The sequence below is a fragment of the Pseudomonas sp. TE6288 genome, assembly GCF_054062095.1.
The window spans coordinates 60990-78171 of record NZ_JBSSEW010000012.1; the positions used below are offsets into that span (position 1 = coordinate 60990).

Here is a 17182-nt window from a genome sequence, read left to right on the forward strand (position 1 = left end):
GGTGCAGCCATCAGCGCACAGGTGGCGCGTACTGGATGCCGCCGTTGTTCCACAGGGCATTCATGCCACGGTCGATCTTCAGGTCGGTGCTCTGGCCCAGGTTCTTCTCGAACACTTCGCCATAGTTGCCGACTTGCTTGACGATCTGCACTACCCAGTCCTTGGGCAGCTTGAGGTCCTTGCCGTACTCGCCATCGGCGCCCAGCAGGCGGGCGACGTCAGGGTTCTTGGTGGACTTGGCCTCGGCCTCGACGTTCTTCGAAGTGACCCCTGCTTCTTCCGCGTTGAGCATGGCGAACAGGGTCCACTTGACGATGCTGAACCATTCCTCGTCGCCCTTGCGCACGACGGGACCCAGGGGCTCCTTGGAGATGGTTTCCGGCAGCACCACGTACTCGGTCGGCGCGGCCAGCTTGGAGCGCTGGGCGAACAGCTGCGACTTGTCCGAGGTCAGCACGTCGCAACGGCCGGACTCCAGCGACTTGGCGCTCTCGTCGGAGGTGTCGAAGGTGATCGGGGTGTACTTGAGGTTGTTGGCGCGGAAATAGTCGGAGACGTTCAGTTCAGTGGTGGTGCCGGCCTGGATGCAGATGGTGGCGCCGTCGAGCTCCTTGGCGCTGGAGACACCGAGCTTCTTGTTGGCGAGGAAACCGACGCCGTCATAATAGGTGACGCCGGCGAACACCAGGCCCATGCCGGCATCACGCGAGCTGGTCCAGGTGGTGTTGCGCGACAGCACGTCGACTTCGCCGGACTGCAGCGCGGTGAAGCGCTCCTTGGCGTTGAGCTGGCTGAACTTGACCTTGGTCGCATCGCCGAACACGGCGGCAGCCACGGCGCGGCACACATCGGCGTCGATGCCGACGATCTTGCCCTGTGCGTCAGGCACGGAGAAGCCGGGAAGACCATCGCTCACGCCACACTGGATGAAGCCCTTCTTCTTCACCGCGTCGAGGGTGGCGCCGGCCTGGGCGAAGCTGGTGGCGCCCAGCGCGGCGGCGGCGGTCAGGACTGCCAGGGTGGTTTTCAACATCTTCATCAACAACCTCCAAATCGCTCTTGTTGTATGAGCCGGAATTGCACCGCACCCTTATGAGGCGCATCCGACCCCTTGTTGGCTTGTTTTTGGGTCAATTGGCGCAATGGGCTGTTCTATGACAGCCTTCGATCCACACGAGGGGTGTTACCGGGACCGGCCCACCTCTTCGCATGACAAGGACATAGCAAAGGGCGTACCACAGTCCACGGCTTAAGCGATAAAGCGGTAGTCAAGTAGGAAAAGTTGTAGAGTTGCGACATCTTTTTTTGGCATTAACCGCCAATGCCTTCTTTTTACGCACTACATCAGTACGCCAGCACTCTTTCGGAGCAGTCATGACCCAACCGCTGATTCTCGAACCGCAGAAAACCGCCGACGCCTGTGTGATCTGGTTGCACGGCCTGGGAGCCGACCGTTACGACTTCCTACCGGTAGCGGAATTCATGCAGGAACGCCTGCTCAGCACCCGCTTCATCATGCCCCAGGCGCCGACGCGCCCGGTAACCATCAACGGCGGCTACCAGATGCCCAGCTGGTACGACATCAAGGCCATGACCCCAGCGCGAGCCATCGACGAAGCGCAACTGGAAGAGTCGGCCGACCAGGTGATCGCCCTGATCAAGGCCGAACAGGCCAAGGGCATCAACTTGTCGCGCATCTTCCTCGCCGGGTTTTCCCAGGGTGGTGCGGTGGTGCTGCACACAGCCTATATAAAGTGGCAGGAAGCGTTGGGCGGGGTCATCGCCCTCTCCACCTACGCGCCGACCTTCAGCGACGCGCAGCAGCTGAGTGCCTGCCAGCAGCGCACGCCGGCGTTGTGCCTGCACGGTGTGCACGACCCGGTGGTGATCCCCTCGATGGGCCGCACGGCGTTCGAGTACCTCAATACCTGGGGTGTGGCCGCCCAGTGGCATGAATACCCGATGGAGCACGAAGTGGTGGTCGAGGAACTGACGGACATCCACGACTGGCTGAGCCGCCAGTTGCAGTGATTCTGTAGCCCAGCCCGTATTGCACTACGCCGCGCCCGATTCTTGCTTTACACTGCCCGGCGTACATTCCTTAACCAGTTGACGAGACGACCGTGCTCAAGGCACTCAAGAAAATATTCGCCAAGGCAGACACCGCGCCACAGGCCGCCGAGCCCGTCGCCACGATCCCGCCCGCGCCAGCCGCGCAACCGGCTGCCGCCAAGGCCCCGACACGCCAGCACGCCAAGCCCAAGGCCGCCGCAAAGACCGCTGCCGAGCCGCAGTCCGCAGACCAACCGCGTGCCGAGCAACCGCCCAAGGACAAGCCGCGTCGCGAACGCAAGCCCAAACCCCAGGCCAGCCTGTGGAAGCCCGAGGACTTTGTGGTCGAGCCGCAGGAAGGCAAGACGCGTTTCCACGATTTCAAGCTCTCCAATGAGCTGATGCATGCCATCCACGACCTCGGTTTCCCCTATTGCACGCCGATCCAGGCCCAGGTCCTGGGTTACACCCTGCGCGGCCAGGACGCTATCGGCCGGGCCCAGACCGGCACCGGCAAGACCGCCGCGTTCCTGATCTCGATCATCTCGCAGCTGCAGCAGACCCCACCGCCCAAGGAACGCTACATGGGCGAGCCGCGGGCGCTGATCATCGCCCCGACCCGCGAGCTGGTGGTGCAGATCGCCAAGGATGCCCAGGCACTGACCAAGTACACCGGCCTGAACGTGATGAGCTTTGTCGGCGGCATGGACTTCGACAAGCAGCTCAAGTCGCTGGAAGCGCGCCATTGCGACATCCTGGTAGCCACCCCGGGTCGCCTGCTGGACTTCAACCAGCGCGGCGAGGTGCACCTGGACATGGTCGAGGTAATGGTGCTGGACGAGGCCGACCGCATGCTCGACATGGGCTTCATCCCCCAGGTCCGCCAGATCATCCGCCAGACCCCGCCCAAGAGCGAGCGCCAGACCCTGCTGTTCTCCGCCACCTTCACCGACGACGTGATGAACCTGGCCAAGCAGTGGACCACCAACCCGGCCATCGTCGAGATCGAGCCGGAGAACGTCGCCAGCGAGACCGTCGAACAGCACGTCTACGCCGTGGCCGGCAGCGACAAGTACAAGCTGCTGTACAACCTGGTTACGCAGAACAAGTGGGAACGGGTGATGGTTTTCGCCAACCGCAAGGACGAGGTGCGGCGCATCGAGGAAAAACTGGTGCGCGACGGCATCAACGCCGCCCAGCTCTCGGGCGACGTGCCGCAGCACAAGCGTATCCGCACCCTGGAAAGCTTCCGTGAAGGGCGCATCACCGTGCTGGTGGCCACCGACGTGGCCGGCCGAGGCATCCACATCGACGGCATCAGCCATGTGATCAATTTCACCCTGCCGGAAGACCCGGACGACTACGTGCACCGCATCGGCCGCACCGGTCGCGCCGGCACCAGCGGCGTGTCGATCAGCTTTGCCGGCGAGGACGATTCGTACCAGTTGCCAGCGATCGAAGAGTTGCTGGGGCGCAAGATCAAGTGCGAGATGCCGCCGGACGAGCTGTTGAAGCCCGTGCCGCGCAAGCATCACTGAATGGCAGGATCGGGGCCGCTACGCTGCCCTATCGCCGGCAAGCCGGCTCCCACAGAGATACGCGCTCCTGTGGGAGCCGGCTTGCCGGCGATCCGGGGCGCAGCCCCGGCCAGCGAATAGAGCATCACCAGCGCCCCGCCGCATCCTGGTCGCTCTGCTTGCCTTCCACCCAGCGCGGCCCTTCCTGGGTATTCTCCTTCTTCCAGAACGGCGCTCGGGTCTTCAGGTAGTCCATGATGAAGTTGCAGGCATCGAACGCCGCCTGCCGATGCGCGCTGGCCACGCCGACAAAGACAATCGGCTCGCCCGGTTCCAGGGCGCCGATTCGGTGCAGTACCTCGACCTTGAGCAGCGGCCAACGCCCTTCGGCCTCGACCACGATCTTGGCCAGGGCCTTCTCGGTCATGCCCGGATAGTGCTCGAGGAACATCCCCGCCACCTCCCGGCCATCGTTGAAGTCGCGCACATAGCCGACAAACCCGACCACCGCGCCCACGCCGACATTGGCGGCGTGCATGACGTTGACTTCGGCGCCCGGGTCGAAGGCCGCCTCCTGAACGCGCACGGCCATGGTCAACCTCCGGTCACAGGTGGGAAGAACGCGATCTCGTCACCCTCTTCCAATGGCTCATCGAGCCGGCACAGCTCTTCGTTGCGGGCACACATCAGGTTCTGCTCGGCCAGCACCGCGTAGTGCCCACCCTTGCCCGCCAAGGCCTGGCGCACGTCGTCCAGCACCTTGAAGTCACCTTCCAGGCGCTCGGCGTCGATGCCCAGCAACTCACGGTAGCGGGCGAAATACATGACCTTGACCTTCATCACCCCTCCACCTTGTAGTGGCCGCTCTTGCCACCGGTCTTCTCCAGCAGGCGCACCTGCTCGATGACCATGCCTTTGTCCACTGCCTTGCACATGTCGTAGATCGTCAGCGCGGCGACGCTCGCGGCGGTGAGCGCCTCCATTTCGACGCCGGTCTGCCCGGCCAGCTTGCAGCGGGCGACAATGTGCACCACGTCCTCGCCCTCGGCGGCCAGCTCGACCTTGACGCCGGTGAGCATCAGCGGATGGCACAGCGGGATCAGGTCGCTGGTCTTCTTCGCCGCCTGGATGCCGGCGATGCGCGCCACGGCGAACACGTCGCCCTTGGGGTGTTGGCCATCGACGATCATGCGCAGGGTGTCCGGCAACATGCGCACCCGTGCCTCGGCAATCGCCTCGCGGGCGGTCACGGCCTTTTCAGTGACGTCGACCATGTTGGCGCGCCCCTGGGAATCAAGATGAGTCAGCACTGCTCTGCTCCTGGGAAGGGATGACAGAGTGTAAACCCGCCGGTCAGCTTTGAGCAGAGGGCAGAACAGCGCATCGCAGGGCAAGCCCGCCCCAAAAGTGGGGACGGGCTTGCTGGCGACAGGTTACAGGTGCGACTCGGCGTACTCGGCCAGTACCGAGCGTGGCACACCCTGCAGGGTGATATGAACGCCGTGGGGGAAGTCCTTGAAGCGCTCGGTGAGGTAGGTCAGCCCGGAACTGGTGGCCGACAGGTAAGGGGTGTCGATCTGCGCCAGGTTGCCCAGGCAGACCACCTTCGAGCCGGTCCCGGCACGGGTGATGATGGTCTTGATCTGGTGTGGCGTGAGGTTCTGGCACTCATCGATGAGGATCAGGCTCTGCTGGAAGCTGCGCCCACGGATGTAGTTCAGCGACTTGAACTGCAGCGGCACCCGCTCGAGGATGTACTCGACACTGCCGTGGGTGCTCTCGTCATCCATGTGCAAGGCTTCGAGGTTGTCGGTGATCGCGCCCAGCCAAGGCTCCATCTTCTCCGCCTCGGTACCCGGCAGGAAGCCGATCTCCTGGTCCAGCCCCTGCACGCTGCGGGTGGCGATGATACGCCGGTAGCGCTTGCTGACCATCGTCTGCTCGATGGCTGCGGCCAGCGCCAGGATGGTCTTGCCCGAGCCCGCCGCGCCGGTCAGGTTGACCAGGTGGATATCCGGGTCGAGCAAGGCGAACAGCGCCAGGCTCTGGTGGATATCCCGTGGTTTGAGCCCCCAGGCCTCCTGGTGCAGCAGCGGTTCCTGGTGCAGGTCGAGCAGCAGCAGTTCGTCGTTGCGGATGCCCTTGATCCAGCCGACGAAGCCCTGCTCGTCGATGATGAACTCGTTGACGTGCACGGCGGGCAAGTTGTCCGTCAACTGCACCCGATGCCAGGTACGGCCACGCTCCTGGCGCGTGTCGACCTTGCTCACGCGGTCCCAGAACGACCCTGTGACCGAGTGGTAGCCCTTAGACAGCAAGGACACATCGTCGACCAACTGGTCGGTGCTGTAGTCCTCGGCGGCGATCCCGCAGGCACGCGCCTTCAGGCGCATGTTGATGTCCTTGGTCACCAGCACCACGTCGAGGTCCTTGCGCTTGGCGCGCAGGTCCAGCAGCTGGTTGATGATGATGTTGTCGGCGAGGTTCTCGGGGAGCAGGCGGTTGGGCTCGTTGCGCGTGCTCATAAGGATGGACAGGAAGCCCTTGGGCCCGCTCTTGCCGCGCTGGATCGGCACGCCCTGCTCGACATCGCTGGGCGAGGCGTCGCCGAGGGTCTGGTCGATCAGGCGGATGGCCTGGCGACATTCGGCGGCGATGGTCTGTTTACCGGTCTTGAGCTTGTCGAGTTCCTCCAGCACCGTCATCGGTATGGCGACGTGGTGCTCCTCGAAGTTGAGCAGGGCGTTGGGGTCGTGAATCAGGACGTTGGTATCGAGCACATACAGGATTGGCTGGTTGGAGGAAGGGGTGCGTCCTTGGTCATCCATACTCGTTCACCTTATGTGAAAGCCACACGGCGCGAACGGCTGCGCCGCAGAGTGACTGCCGTTCTCCCCGTATCCGCGTCGTTACGGGCGGGAAGCTCACCTGGCAAGGAAGGCGTGGATGACGCCACCTGTGCTGCAGGGTTCGGCTGTCTGGTTCCTTGATACCGCAAAAACCATGACCGGAAAAAGTCTTTTTACGCTCAGGTGAAGTTTATTTTTCGGATTGACGAACAGGGCTTGGCGTGGGCCCGGAGCAGGACTACAGTCAGGGATCAGGTGCCGCGAATTACACTCAGGCGCGCACGAAACGTTGGCGCAAGACATCGCTCAGGGCGTCCACCAGCAACACCAGCACCAGCATGGCGATGATCACCGTGCTGGCCTGGGCCTCCTGGAACAGGCTCAGGGTCGCGTAGAGCATCTGCCCCAGCCCGCCCGCCCCCACGAAGCCCAGCACGCTGGCCATGCGGATGTTGTTCTCCCAGCGATAGAGGCTGTACGCCAGCAGTTGCGGCCACAGATTGGGCAACGTGCCGAAACAGAACGCCACCACTTGGTTGCCACCTTGCAAGCGGATCGCCGCCGCAGGCTCTGGCGGTGCATTTTCCAGCGCCTCGGCGAACAGCCGCCCCAGCACCCCGGCAGTGTGCAGGGCCAGCGCCAGCGTACCGGCATTCGGCCCCAGGCCTGCGGCCAGCACGGTCAGCGCGGCCCAGACCAGCTCCGGAATCGCCCGCAGCGCGTTAAGCAGCAGGCGCGACGCGCCCTGCAACGGCCAGCCAAAACGCCCGGCGGCCGGCAACGCCAGCACCATGCCCAACAGCATTGCCAGCAGGGTACCCAACCCGGACATCGCCAGGGTTTCCAGCGCGCCATGACCCACGGCGCGCAGATGCTCGAACGACAGGTCCGGTTGCAGGAAGCGCCCAGCGTACTCGGCCATCTGCCCGAGCCCTCCATCGCCGATCACGGCATGCAGGTCCAGCTCCAGGTAGGCGAATGAAGCCAACACCGCTACCACGATACCCAGCAGCACCAGCAGGTTGATCGCCCGGCTCATGCAAGCCTCCCGCGCAGCAAGCGGCTGAGCAGGTCGGCCAACATCACCAGCGCCAGGAACGCCAGCAACATGCTCGCCACCTGGTCACCGGCAAACATGCGCATCGACAGGTCGATCTGCTGCCCCAGCCCTCCGGCCCCGACGAAACCCATCACCACCGAAGCGCGTACCGCGCACTCCCAACGGTAAACGGTATACGACACGACTTCCGCCGCCGCGTTGGGCAGGATGCCGTAGCAGAAAGCGGACAGACGACCGCTGCCGGCCTGCAGCAAGGCATGCGCCGGGCGCTGGTCCACCGACTCGAAGATTTCCGCGTAGACCTTGCCGAGCATGCCGCTGTAGGTGATGGCGATGGCCAGCACCCCGGCGGTCGGCCCCAGGCCCACGGCGCGGACGAACAGCAGCGCCCAGACGATCTCCGGCACGCTGCGCAGGAACACCAGCAGGCCACGCACCGGCAGGCGCACACCCCGTGACCAGGAGCCTGGGCGACCGCCTTGGGATGCCGCACGCAGCGACAGGGCGCGGCTGGCCAGCAGGCTGGCCGGCACCGCCAGCATCAGGGCCAGGGCCATGCCGACGGTCGCCACGGCCAAGGTCTGCAAGGTAGCAGCCCAAAGCAGGCCGAGAAACGCCGCATCGTGGGCCGGCGGCCAGAAAGCACCGACGAAACTGGCCATCTGCTGACGGTTCTCCGCCTGCAGCAGCACGCCGGGGTTCAGCTCGCTCACGTAAAGCCCCGGCCACAGCAGCGCCAGGCACAACAGCGTCAGCAACAAACGGGGCAGCGCTGCGGGGTCGCGGGCGTCGACGTTCAACATCGCGGAATCTGCACGGTCAGGGTCGCTCCCACGCTGACCGGCGAGGCCAGCTGTTCATTGGCGTAGAGCGCCTCAAGCAGGCTTTCGCTCACCGCCTCAGCCGGGCAGTCGAAGGCCACCTGCCCTTCGCGGATACCAATGACCCGCGGGAAATGCGCCAGCGCCAGCTCCACCGCATGCAGGCTGGCGACCAGGGTCACGCCATGCGCCTGGGCATGCCGATTGAGCAGCACCAGGCTGTGATCGGCCAGGACCGGGTCCATAGCCGAAACGGGCTCATCGGCCAACAGCACCTCCGGGCGCTGGTAGAGCACTCGGGCGATGCCGACCCGCTGCAGCTGCCCCCCGGACAACTGCCCGCACTGGACGAACAGCTTGTCCGCCAGCCCCAGGTCAGCCAGAACCTGACGGGCCCCCGGCACATCGCCCGGATGCACCAGGTTGAGCAGTCCACGCAAGGTGCTCCACTGCCCCAGCCGACCGGCCAGCACTGCCGTCACCACTCGCTGGCGCGGCGGCAACGGCGGCGCCTGGTGCACCAGGCCGATGCGCGCGCGCAGGCGCTGGCGCGCGTGCGCCGACAACGCCCACGGCTGCGCGTCGAGCACATCGAGCAGCCCGGCGCTGGGCCGGGTGGCCGTGGCCATCAGGTGCAGCAGGCTGGACTTGCCGGCCCCGGAGGGCCCGATGATCGCAACCCGCTCCCCCTTGTCGATACACAGGTCGACGGCATTCAGGGCCTGTACCTTGCCGTGGCGCAGGCTGGCCTCGTGCAGACGAATGCTCACTTCAGCAGGCCGGCCTCGCGTGCGGCCTGCTCGGTACCCTGGTAGTTCTCAGGCTTGGTTTCGATGAAGCGGCTGGCGGCCTGCAGGTCGAGGATCACCTTGTCCGCAGGCTTGGCCGGATCCAGGGCGAGGAAGGCCTGCTTGATCTTCTCTTTCAGCGCCGGGTCCATTTTGCCGCGCGCGGTCCAGTTGTAGTCGTAATACGTCGGTGTGGTGGCGAATACCTTGACCTTGTCGGTATCGACCTTGCCGGCATCGACCAGTTTCTGCCATACGCTGGCGTTGAGTACGCCTGCATCGACCTTACCCGCCGCCACCCAGGCCACGGTGGCGTCGTGGGCACCGGAATAGGCGACGCGGCTGAAGTAGCTCTCAGGCTTGATGTTGTCTTCCTTGAGCATGAAGTAGCGCGGCATCAGGCTGCCGGAGGTGGACGAAATCGAGCCGAAGGCGAAAGTCTTGCCCTTCAGGTCGGCCAGGCTCTTCACGTCAGGGTTGGCGGTGATGAACTTGGAGGTGAACTGGGCATCCTGCTCCCGCTGCACCAATGGCGTGGCGGTCGGGTCCTTCAGGTGCACCTGAACGAAGGTGAAGCCCCCCAGCCAGGCCAGGTCCAGGCGATCGCTGGCCAGCGACTCGACCACCGCGGGGTAGTCGGCGACCGGCACGAACTGCACCTTCATGCCCAACTGCTGCTCGAGGTATTCACCCAGCGGCTTGAACTTGCGCAGCAGTTCGGTCGGTGCTTCATCGGGGATGGCGCTGACGCGCAGGACGTCGGCGGCCTGGGCGACTACGGCGCAGCAGGACAACGCGAGACCGGCAAACAGTGCCAGGGGGCGTTTGAGCATGGGGGGTTCTCCGGTTCAATAGCGGGGCTTGGGTCAGTGTCGCATCGCGGGAAGTATAAGAGTCGCAGGCACAAAGGCCAGCTTTGCTACAATCGCGCATCACGAAAAGTCGAGGTGCACATGAGCGAGCCGATTCGTCTGACACAGTACAGCCACGGCGCTGGTTGCGGCTGCAAGATTTCTCCCAAGGTCCTGGATGTGATCCTCGCCGAGAGCGGTACGCAGGCCCTCGACCCGAACCTCTGGGTCGGCAACGCCTCGCGCGACGACGCTGCCGTCTACGCCCTGGATGACGAGCGCGGCGTGGTCTCGACCACCGACTTCTTCATGCCCATCGTCGACGACCCGTACGACTTCGGTCGCATCGCCGCCACCAACGCCATCAGCGACATCTACGCCATGGGCGGCGACCCGCTGATGGCCATCGCCATCCTCGGCTGGCCGATCAACCTATTGCCGCCGGAGGTCGCCCGCGAAGTGATCCGCGGTGGTCGAGCGGTCTGCGCAGAGGCAGGCATCCCCCTGGCCGGTGGCCACTCCATCGACGCCCCGGAACCGATCTTCGGCCTGGCCGTGACCGGCGTGGTGAGCAAGCGCCACCTCAAGCGCAACGACACCGCCAGCGTCGGCTGCCGCCTGTACCTGACCAAGCCGCTGGGCATCGGCATCCTCACCACCGCCGAGAAGAAAGCCAAGCTGCGCGAACAGGACCAGGGCCTGGCCCGCGACTGGATGTGCACCCTCAACACACCGGGAAGCCGCTTCGGCAAGCTCGACGGCGTGCAGGCGATGACCGACGTCACCGGCTTCGGCCTGCTCGGCCACCTGGTCGAAGTCGCCGAAGGCAGCGGCCTCACCGCGCGCCTGCAATTCGCTGCGGTGCCGCGCCTGCCCAGCGTCGAACATTACCTGGCCGAGGGCTGCATCCCAGGCGGCACCTTGCGTAACTTCGACAGCTACGGCCACAAGATCGGCGCGCTGAGCGACGAGCAGAAGCACCTGCTGTGCGACCCGCAGACCAGCGGTGGCCTGCTGGTGGCAGTCAGCCCGCAGGGCGAGGCCGAATTCCTCGCCGTGGCACGGGAGCTCGGGCTCGAATTGGCGCCGATCGGCGAGCTGGTCGAGCGACAGAGCCACGCAGTCGAGGTGATCTGATGCGCCCCGACTGCACCGAGCTGAAACAGCTGTTCCTCGACGACGTGCCGATGATGGACATGCGCGCGCCGATCGAATTCACCAAGGGCGCTTTCCCCGGCGCCGTCAACCTGCCGCTGATGAACGACCAGGAGCGGCAGAAAGTCGGTACCTGCTACAAGCAGCAGGGTCAGGCCGCCGCCATTGCCTTGGGCCACCAGTTGGTCAACGGCGTGCTCAAAGAGCAGCGCCTGGAGGCCTGGGCGGCATTCACCCAGGCTCACCCCGACGGCTACCTCTACTGCTTCCGTGGCGGGTTGCGCTCACAGATCGTCCAGGGCTGGCTCAAGGAAGCCGGCATCCAGTATCCGAAGGTGGTGGGCGGCTACAAGGCCATGCGCACCTTGCTGCTGGAAACGACCCAGCAAGCGGTGCAGTACTGCGACTTCGTGCTGCTGGGCGGCCTGACCGGCACCGGCAAGACCGACGTGCTGCTCCAGCTGGACAACGTGCTGGACCTGGAAGGCCACGCCAACCACCGCGGCTCCAGCTTCGGCAAGCGCGCCACCGCGCAGCCGGCGCAGATCGACTTCGAGAATACGCTGGCCATCGACATCCTGAAGAAGCGCAAGCGTGGCATCGACCAGTTCGTGCTCGAGGACGAAGGCCGCGTGGTCGGCAGCTGCGCGGTGCCGCTGGAGCTTTACCAGGGCATGCAACGCTATCCGCTGGTGTGGCTCGAAGACAGCTTCGCGCATCGCGTGGAACGCATCCTGCGCGATTACGTGATCAACCTGTGCGCCGAGTTCATCGCCGTGCACGGTGAAGAGGCCGGCGGCCCGCTGTTCGCCGAACGCATGCGCCAGAGCATGGCCAACATCTACAAGCGCCTGGGCGGCGAGCGCTTCCAGCGGCTGTCGGCGTTGCTCGACCAGGCGCTGGAGGAGCAGTTGCGCAGTGGTGACGTGAGCCTGCACCGAGGGTGGATCGAAGGGCTGCTCAAGGAATACTACGATCCGATGTACGCCTACCAGCGGGCGGCCAAGGCACAGCGGATCGAGTTCGCCGGAGACGGGGTGGAAGTGCGTGAGTACCTGAAGGCCCGGGCACTGCGTGAGCAACGCGGCGCCTGAATCGCAAGCCCGCTCCTACTCCCTTGTTGGAGCGGGCTTGCCCGCCCAACCAAAGGGGTCACTGTACTCCGCGTCAATGCTTGTACAACTTGAACTCACGATCTATCCAGATCACATGAAAAATCCGCCCACTGCGGTACCCCACCATCGCCACCAGGTCGAAAGCCCTGAACGCCAGCAGCCGAACATCTTCAGTGAGGAATGAAGGCAATACAGCCCTCATACTGCCGCGCGAAATCGTCTCCGTACCATAGCCATGGCGATCGAGCTGGCGGATCTCTCGCCACGTGCGCTGACTGATCTGACGCAAGCGCTCGAGCATCCTGGCGCGCTCTGCATGCTGGCAGTCCTGAATGCACCAACCTGATTGCAGATACTCCAGTGAGAACACCGGGGGGCGCAGGTCCGACTCGTCAGACTCGCCAGCCATGTGGCGTGCTCTTACCTGATTTCCCTGGGCATCTCGCTCCTTGAGCCGCTTACGTACCATCGCTCAGTTCACCAGGTGATTCCTGAAATACCGTTGCATTTCGTCCCGGGGAATCTCCCGGCTGAAAGCGCCCTCCTGATAGTTATCCCGCCAGGGGTCTTCTTCATGGGTCAGTTGACGGAGCTTCCACGCCGAATACTGCCCATAGACCTCGAAGACCTCCTTGATCAGGCGGGTCTGATCCCTGGAAAAGCAGGTCGGCTCGAACACTGCAGGCATCGGGATCGGGTTCGAGCCATGCTGGCTGAACCGACGGTAGAGGTCGGCCACGACCGGGCCATGCATCCAGGCCTCGATACGTTCTTCGAACAACGGGGCGCCCAGCAAGGCCAGGCTGAAGCCCTGCGCGTAGTAGACGAGCTTCTGCAGCTTCAGGTTCGAGATCTCACCCGTCTCGCCTTCCAGGGTGAGGAAGTAATTGGCGACATCGATGCTTTCAGGCATGTGCTCCTCCCTTGGTGAACGTGCTGTCCATGAGCTGTACAAAAATACAGCCATCAGCGTCGCGGCGATACCCTTCAGCCGACCAGTTCACCCGCCAATCTGTAAGCTGATGCTGCGCTACTGCCCCGGGCTGAGCACCCGTTCCAGCTCCGCCGCCCGGTCCTTGCTCATGTCCATTTCGCACATCGCGCCTTCGATGCGGTAGATGCTTCCGGTGCTCAACTTGCCGTGGAATGCGCAGTTGCCGTCGCGGTACTTCATCCAGGTGCGCTGGACTTCGCGCAGGTCCTTCTGCTGCTGGCTGTCGAGCTTGGCCATGAGCTGCTTGTAGACCCGGTTCAGCCGGTCATCCTGCAACCGGGTTTCGGCCTGGATGCAGGCGCCCATTGCCAGCGTGCTGGAGGCTTTGTCCATGCACCGGGTGTAAGTAGGCGAATAGTCCTCGGCCTGGGCGCCGGCAACGATCAGCAGGGCGGCGGCGCCGACCAGGCAATGCTTGAACATGGGCTTCCCTTTTCGCAAATGAATGCGGCACAGCCTAGCATTCTGCTCCGCCTTCGTTCACGCACAGCGCCTGGATTTGCGCCCGCAGCCAGCGGTGCCCGGCATCGCCGTCGCGCCGCGAGTGCCAGGCCTGGGCGAAGGCGAACGGCGAGATCGCCAGGGGCGGCGCGAACTGGCGCAAGGCGGGGTCCAGGCGAGCACCGGCGAGACTGCGCCGCGCCACGGTGAGCACCAGGTCGGTCCCGGCAATGACACGTTGAGCCACGCCCCAATGCGGCAGGGTCAAGGCGATGCGCCGACGTGCGCCCAAGATGGCCAGGGCCTGGTCGATTTCGTTGTCGATGCCGGGGCGCACCGCCACCAGCACATGGGGGCGCGCCAGCCACGGGTCCAGCGCCAGGCCGCCGCGGGGCGGCAGGCTGGCGCGGTCGGCCAGACAGACGAAGGACTCCTCGAACAGCACCTGCTGGGTCATTTCTGTCGGCAACTCCGGAAACACACCCAGCGCCAGGTCCGCCTCGCCGTCGATCAACTGGCCGAGCATCGCCTCGCGGCTGCCCTGGGACACCACCAGGTCGATGCCCGGCGCTTCGCGTCGCAGCAGGCGCATCAACGCTGGCAACACCACACGGGCGCCATAGTCGGACATGGCCAGGCGAAAGGTACGCCGGGCCCGCGCCGGCTCGAAGCCCGGCGTGCCGAGCAATCCGTCGAGTTGCTGCAAAGCCTCATGCAACGGCGCGTGCAGAGCTTCGGCGCGGGCCGTCAGCTGCAGGCGACCACCGCGTCGCACCAGCAGCGGATCGGCGAAGATCTCGCGCAACTGCGCCAACGCATGGCTGACCGCCGGCTGGCTGCGGTGCAGGCGCAATGCCGCACGCGAGACATGCTGCTCGCTGAGCAGGGCGTGCAGGGTCAGCAATAGATTGAGGTCGATACGGCGCAAATCATCCATGCCACGAATACAGCCTGTGCGAAGTTCGAATTTCCATCATTGAAGTGCATAGCGAAGACTGAGGCCAGTGTTTTGATCAGGAGTAGACACCATGCCCGCCAGCCTCTTCGCCGCCCTCCCCTTGCTCATCGCCCTGCTCGCCGGGGCTGCCGTGCCGTTTCAGGCGGGCAGCAACGCCGCGCTCGGGCGCCTGCTCGGTCATCCGCTGTGGGCGGCCGGGGTGTCGTTGCTGGTCAGCCTGCTGATGCTGGTGCCGGCCCTGCTACTGATGCGCGCGCCGCTGCCACAGGTGCAGCAACTGGCCCATGCGCCCTGGTGGGCCTGGTTCGGCGGGGTTGCCGGAGTGCTCTACATCACCGCCGCGCTGGTGCTGACGCCACGGCTAGGCGCGGCGGGGTTCATCGTCTGCGTGGTGGCCGGGCAGGTGCTGTCGTCGCTGCTGATCGACCAGTTCGGCCTCATGGGCCTGCCGGAGCGACCGGTGAACCTGCTGCGGCTGGCGGGAGTGGGAATGATCGTGCTTGGGATGATCGCGGTGCAGTGGGGCACGGCGCGTTAAGGCCATCACAAGGTGCGCGGCTGCTCCGGCGGCACGATCACCTTGTGCGGCTCGAAACGCAGCGACGGCATCTGCGTACCGGCATACAGCGCCACGCTGAGGGCCGCGATCAGCGCCACATCGAGCCAGCCCCAGCCCGGGACATCCGCTGCTGAACGCGCCTTCCAGCACCACCAGAGCTGCCCCATGCAAAACACCAGGATCGCCATCAACCACAGGTAGAAGCCCGCGCCAAAGCCGGTCACGTCCTGGAAGGCGTAACTCTGGTTGTCCGGCAAGCGGGTGATCGCAAAGCTGCTGGCCGCCAGATACAGCGCCAGTAGGCCGCACCCCAGTGCCAGGCGGCGGAACCGTCGGTGGACGAGGATCGCCAACGCCAGCAGTGGGTTGGCGAACCACTGGTACAGGCCAAAGGCAATACCCCACGGCCCGTAGAGCAGCATCTGCAATGCCGGTACATGTCGCCCTGCGCCTGTCAGGGCACCATCGAAGGCCAGGCTCAGCAGGTACAGGGCGAGGCTTGTGGTCAGGTAGAAAGCGGGCAAGTCAGGCACCTGGTGAAAGCGGACGAGCTGCGACCTTAACCCAGCCCCTGCCGTCTTTCCAAACCCAAGGCGCGTCTCGCCCTCCGACAAAAAGGCCGCGCAGCCAATCTGGAGAGTTCAGCCTGCCTGCACCTGCTCCATTGGCTCGTCGGAACTGCGAATTTGCACGCCCAGGCTGGGCATCTTGGTCGCCACGTAGATCGTGCTCGTCAGCACCGCGATCAGCAGCACATCGAACCAGCGCCAGCGCGGCATATCCTGCGCCGTCTGCACCTTGCGGCACCACCACCCCTGCCCCAGGCAGAACAGCAGGATTGCCAGTGTCCACAGGTAGTAGCCGGGGCCGAAACCGGTAAGCGGCAGGAAATCATAGCTGCGGTTGTCCGGCAGCCGCTCGATGCCCAGGCAACTGAGCGCGAGGCTCAGGGCGATCAGGCCCGCGCCAAGCGCCACCCGGCGAAAACGCCTACGGACGAGGATCGCCAGCCCCAGCAACGGATTGGCAAACCACTGGTACAACCCGAAGGCAATGCCCCATGGGCCCATGACCAGTATCTGCAGCGCCGGCATATGCCCGTCGACGCCCATCATCAGGCCATCGAAACACAAGCAAAGAAGGAACAGCACGAGGGTGAACATCACATAAAAAGCAGGCACGCGCAGGCTCCATCCAGCAGCGAAAGGCGCGACCATAGCGCAAGCGGGCGTCAGGCGACAGGCGGTTCGAGCAACAGACCGTAAAGCCCCGAGTCAGACAGCTCGCCGGCCACGCACCAGCGGGCGCGCAGGGTGCCCTCCAGGACGAAGCCCTGGCGCTCCAGAGTACGTGCCGAGCCCTGGTTGCGCGGGTCGATTTCCGCCTCCAGTCGACGCAGATGCAGGGTATGGGCGAGGTAGTCGATGAAGCAGGTCAGCGCCTCGTCCATATAGCCCCGGCCCTGGGCGGACTTGGCCAGGCAGTAGCCGATCTCGCCACGCCGCGAGCCTTCCTCGAGGTTGAACAGCTGGACCATGCCGATCAGCTCGCCATTGTCGCGGCGGTACATGCCCAGCTTGAGCAACTGTCCGGCGGCGTAGGCTTCGCGGTCGGCGGCCAAGGCGCTTTCGGCTTCGGCCAGGGTCTGCCAGGGAGCGTGGTACCAATAACGCATCACTTCCGGGTCGGCCATGATGGTCAGCCACTGCTGTGCGTCAGCATGGCGCATGGGGCGCAGCTGCAGGCGTGGGCTTTCAAGGCACAGGTCGCTGGGGAAACTGCGGGGGTCGGGCACGCCGGGACTCCTGTCCGGTGGTGGGGAGGATGACAGTCTAGCGCCTGTGGATGCCCGGACGCACGCGTGCGAGATAGGCCGAAAGGCTTGGTGGATAACGAAAGTTATCCACTCATGCACCCAATAGCGCCTGCCTCGATGGGTCCACCAATATCTGAGACCCTGGCATCGGTAACATTGAATATCCTCCTGCGAAGCAGATTTCATAACCGGTGCCTGACCTAGCA

General features: G+C 64.6%; 21 protein-coding genes. 5 read left to right on the top strand and 16 right to left on the bottom strand.

Annotation, left to right across the window (positions count from 1 at the left end; translation table 11 throughout):
• Positions 1-10: 10 nt before the first annotated feature.
• Positions 11-1039, bottom strand: a complete 1029-nt coding sequence (locus ACVWY1_RS14120; RefSeq protein ID WP_198754366.1) for an amino acid ABC transporter substrate-binding protein — start codon at positions 1037-1039, stop codon at positions 11-13.
• A gap of 335 nt (positions 1040-1374) precedes the next feature.
• On the opposite strand from ACVWY1_RS14120, the gene ACVWY1_RS14125 reads away from it, so the two are divergent.
• Both ACVWY1_RS14125 and rhlB read left to right on the top strand, forming a co-directional pair.
• Positions 1375-2031, top strand: a complete 657-nt coding sequence (locus ACVWY1_RS14125) for an alpha/beta hydrolase (RefSeq protein ID WP_110700510.1) — start codon at positions 1375-1377, stop codon at positions 2029-2031.
• Between the two features lie 92 nt (positions 2032-2123).
• Positions 2124-3590 (top strand): ATP-dependent RNA helicase RhlB, encoded by a 1467-nt coding sequence (rhlB, locus tag ACVWY1_RS14130; RefSeq protein WP_457378411.1) that lies wholly within the window; start codon positions 2124-2126, stop codon positions 3588-3590.
• 124 nt (positions 3591-3714) lie between these two features.
• Here rhlB and moaE read toward each other — a convergent pair whose 3' ends face one another.
• From moaE to ACVWY1_RS14170, 8 genes are all read right to left on the bottom strand, one after another.
• Entirely contained in the window at positions 3715-4161 is a 447-nt protein-coding gene (gene moaE / locus ACVWY1_RS14135) for a molybdopterin synthase catalytic subunit MoaE (RefSeq protein ID WP_277502972.1), read from the bottom strand.
• Between the two features lie 2 nt (positions 4162-4163).
• Positions 4164-4409 carry a molybdopterin converting factor subunit 1 gene (moaD, locus tag ACVWY1_RS14140; RefSeq protein ID WP_023629385.1) on the bottom strand — a complete coding sequence of 82 codons (246 nt, stop codon included), beginning with the start codon at positions 4407-4409 and terminating at the stop codon, positions 4164-4166.
• Positions 4409-4879 (bottom strand): cyclic pyranopterin monophosphate synthase MoaC, encoded by a 471-nt coding sequence (gene moaC, locus ACVWY1_RS14145; RefSeq protein WP_046857035.1) that lies wholly within the window; start codon positions 4877-4879, stop codon positions 4409-4411. The genes moaD and moaC overlap by 1 nt, the downstream gene beginning before the upstream one ends.
• Before the next feature lie 123 nt (positions 4880-5002).
• Positions 5003-6397, bottom strand: a complete 1395-nt coding sequence (locus ACVWY1_RS14150; protein ID WP_102685458.1) for a PhoH family protein — start codon at positions 6395-6397, stop codon at positions 5003-5005.
• A gap of 292 nt (positions 6398-6689) precedes the next feature.
• Positions 6690-7457: a phosphonate ABC transporter, permease protein PhnE gene (gene phnE, locus ACVWY1_RS14155; RefSeq protein WP_277502971.1), complete on the bottom strand. Its 768-nt coding sequence runs from the start codon at positions 7455-7457 to the stop codon at positions 6690-6692.
• On the bottom strand, positions 7454-8281 hold the full coding sequence (locus ACVWY1_RS14160; RefSeq protein WP_277502970.1) for a PhnE/PtxC family ABC transporter permease: 828 nt from the start codon (positions 8279-8281) through the stop codon (positions 7454-7456). The genes phnE and ACVWY1_RS14160 overlap by 4 nt, the downstream gene beginning before the upstream one ends.
• Entirely contained in the window at positions 8275-9069 is a 795-nt protein-coding gene (locus ACVWY1_RS14165; protein WP_457378412.1) for a phosphonate ABC transporter ATP-binding protein, read from the bottom strand. Before ACVWY1_RS14165 ends, ACVWY1_RS14160 begins: the two co-directional genes overlap by 7 nt.
• Positions 9066-9920, bottom strand: coding sequence for a putative selenate ABC transporter substrate-binding protein (locus tag ACVWY1_RS14170; protein WP_277502968.1), 855 nt, complete (start codon positions 9918-9920; stop codon positions 9066-9068). Before ACVWY1_RS14170 ends, ACVWY1_RS14165 begins: the two co-directional genes overlap by 4 nt.
• Before the next feature lie 120 nt (positions 9921-10040).
• Here ACVWY1_RS14170 and selD point away from each other — a divergent pair, with 120 nt between their 5' ends.
• Together selD and mnmH are read left to right on the top strand one after the other, a co-directional pair.
• Positions 10041-11075, top strand: a complete 1035-nt coding sequence (gene selD, locus ACVWY1_RS14175) for a selenide, water dikinase SelD (RefSeq protein ID WP_139668746.1) — start codon at positions 10041-10043, stop codon at positions 11073-11075.
• Complete coding sequence (mnmH, locus tag ACVWY1_RS14180) at positions 11075-12187, top strand: tRNA 2-selenouridine(34) synthase MnmH (RefSeq protein WP_457378413.1); 1113 nt, start codon at positions 11075-11077, stop codon at positions 12185-12187. The genes selD and mnmH overlap by 1 nt, the downstream gene beginning before the upstream one ends.
• A gap of 73 nt (positions 12188-12260) precedes the next feature.
• Here the strand turns inward: mnmH and ACVWY1_RS14185 are convergent, their stop codons facing one another.
• The 4 genes from ACVWY1_RS14185 to ACVWY1_RS14200 all read right to left on the bottom strand — a co-directional run bounded on the left by ACVWY1_RS14185 (position 12261) and on the right by ACVWY1_RS14200 (position 14580).
• Positions 12261-12617 carry a hypothetical protein gene (locus ACVWY1_RS14185; RefSeq protein ID WP_457378414.1) on the bottom strand — a complete coding sequence of 119 codons (357 nt, stop codon included), beginning with the start codon at positions 12615-12617 and terminating at the stop codon, positions 12261-12263.
• 63 nt (positions 12618-12680) lie between these two features.
• Positions 12681-13121: a Panacea domain-containing protein gene (locus ACVWY1_RS14190; protein ID WP_046857043.1), complete on the bottom strand. Its 441-nt coding sequence runs from the start codon at positions 13119-13121 to the stop codon at positions 12681-12683.
• A gap of 117 nt (positions 13122-13238) precedes the next feature.
• Positions 13239-13625, bottom strand: a complete 387-nt coding sequence (locus ACVWY1_RS14195) for a lysozyme inhibitor LprI family protein (protein WP_457378415.1) — start codon at positions 13623-13625, stop codon at positions 13239-13241.
• A gap of 34 nt (positions 13626-13659) precedes the next feature.
• Positions 13660-14580 carry a LysR family transcriptional regulator gene (locus tag ACVWY1_RS14200; RefSeq protein ID WP_457378416.1) on the bottom strand — a complete coding sequence of 307 codons (921 nt, stop codon included), beginning with the start codon at positions 14578-14580 and terminating at the stop codon, positions 13660-13662.
• Between the two features lie 91 nt (positions 14581-14671).
• Between ACVWY1_RS14200 and ACVWY1_RS14205 the strand changes: the two genes are divergently transcribed.
• Positions 14672-15139, top strand: a complete 468-nt coding sequence (locus ACVWY1_RS14205) for a DMT family transporter (protein WP_038707398.1) — start codon at positions 14672-14674, stop codon at positions 15137-15139.
• Positions 15140-15144: 5 nt separating this feature from the next.
• Here the strand turns inward: ACVWY1_RS14205 and ACVWY1_RS14210 are convergent, their stop codons facing one another.
• From ACVWY1_RS14210 to ACVWY1_RS14220, 3 genes are all read right to left on the bottom strand, one after another.
• Complete coding sequence (locus ACVWY1_RS14210) at positions 15145-15684, bottom strand: hypothetical protein (RefSeq protein ID WP_457378417.1); 540 nt, start codon at positions 15682-15684, stop codon at positions 15145-15147.
• 117 nt (positions 15685-15801) lie between these two features.
• Positions 15802-16341 (bottom strand): hypothetical protein, encoded by a 540-nt coding sequence (locus ACVWY1_RS14215; RefSeq protein WP_457378418.1) that lies wholly within the window; start codon positions 16339-16341, stop codon positions 15802-15804.
• A 50-nt stretch (positions 16342-16391) separates the two neighbouring features.
• The gene (locus ACVWY1_RS14220; protein ID WP_277502960.1) at positions 16392-16955 is read right to left on the bottom strand and encodes a GNAT family N-acetyltransferase; all 564 of its coding nucleotides are present in this window, start codon (positions 16953-16955) and stop codon (positions 16392-16394) included.
• Between the last annotated feature and the right edge of the window lie 227 nt (positions 16956-17182).

Bases quoted from the DNA above. Each gene is read 5' to 3' on its own strand.
- ACVWY1_RS14190 (WP_046857043.1), bottom strand. From the start codon at position 13,121: ATGCCTGAAAGCATCGATGTCGCCAATTACTTCCTCACCCTGGAAGGC.
- ACVWY1_RS14185 (WP_457378414.1), bottom strand. From the start codon at position 12,617: ATGGCTGGCGAGTCTGACGAGTCGGACCTGCGCCCCCCGGTGTTCTCA.
- ACVWY1_RS14150 (WP_102685458.1), bottom strand. From the start codon at position 6,397: ATGGATGACCAAGGACGCACCCCTTCCTCCAACCAGCCAATCCTGTAT.
- ACVWY1_RS14120 (WP_198754366.1), bottom strand. From the start codon at position 1,039: ATGAAGATGTTGAAAACCACCCTGGCAGTCCTGACCGCCGCCGCCGCG.
- phnE (WP_277502971.1), bottom strand. From the start codon at position 7,457: ATGAGCCGGGCGATCAACCTGCTGGTGCTGCTGGGTATCGTGGTAGCG.
- ACVWY1_RS14160 (WP_277502970.1), bottom strand. From the start codon at position 8,281: ATGTTGAACGTCGACGCCCGCGACCCCGCAGCGCTGCCCCGTTTGTTG.
- moaE (WP_277502972.1), bottom strand. From the start codon at position 4,161: ATGGCCGTGCGCGTTCAGGAGGCGGCCTTCGACCCGGGCGCCGAAGTC.
- ACVWY1_RS14125 (WP_110700510.1), top strand. From the start codon at position 1,375: ATGACCCAACCGCTGATTCTCGAACCGCAGAAAACCGCCGACGCCTGT.
- selD (WP_139668746.1), top strand. From the start codon at position 10,041: ATGAGCGAGCCGATTCGTCTGACACAGTACAGCCACGGCGCTGGTTGC.
- mnmH (WP_457378413.1), top strand. From the start codon at position 11,075: ATGCGCCCCGACTGCACCGAGCTGAAACAGCTGTTCCTCGACGACGTG.
- ACVWY1_RS14170 (WP_277502968.1), bottom strand. From the start codon at position 9,920: ATGCTCAAACGCCCCCTGGCACTGTTTGCCGGTCTCGCGTTGTCCTGC.
- moaD (WP_023629385.1), bottom strand. From the start codon at position 4,409: ATGAAGGTCAAGGTCATGTATTTCGCCCGCTACCGTGAGTTGCTGGGC.
- ACVWY1_RS14205 (WP_038707398.1), top strand. From the start codon at position 14,672: ATGCCCGCCAGCCTCTTCGCCGCCCTCCCCTTGCTCATCGCCCTGCTC.
- ACVWY1_RS14195 (WP_457378415.1), bottom strand. From the start codon at position 13,625: ATGTTCAAGCATTGCCTGGTCGGCGCCGCCGCCCTGCTGATCGTTGCC.
- ACVWY1_RS14200 (WP_457378416.1), bottom strand. From the start codon at position 14,580: ATGGATGATTTGCGCCGTATCGACCTCAATCTATTGCTGACCCTGCAC.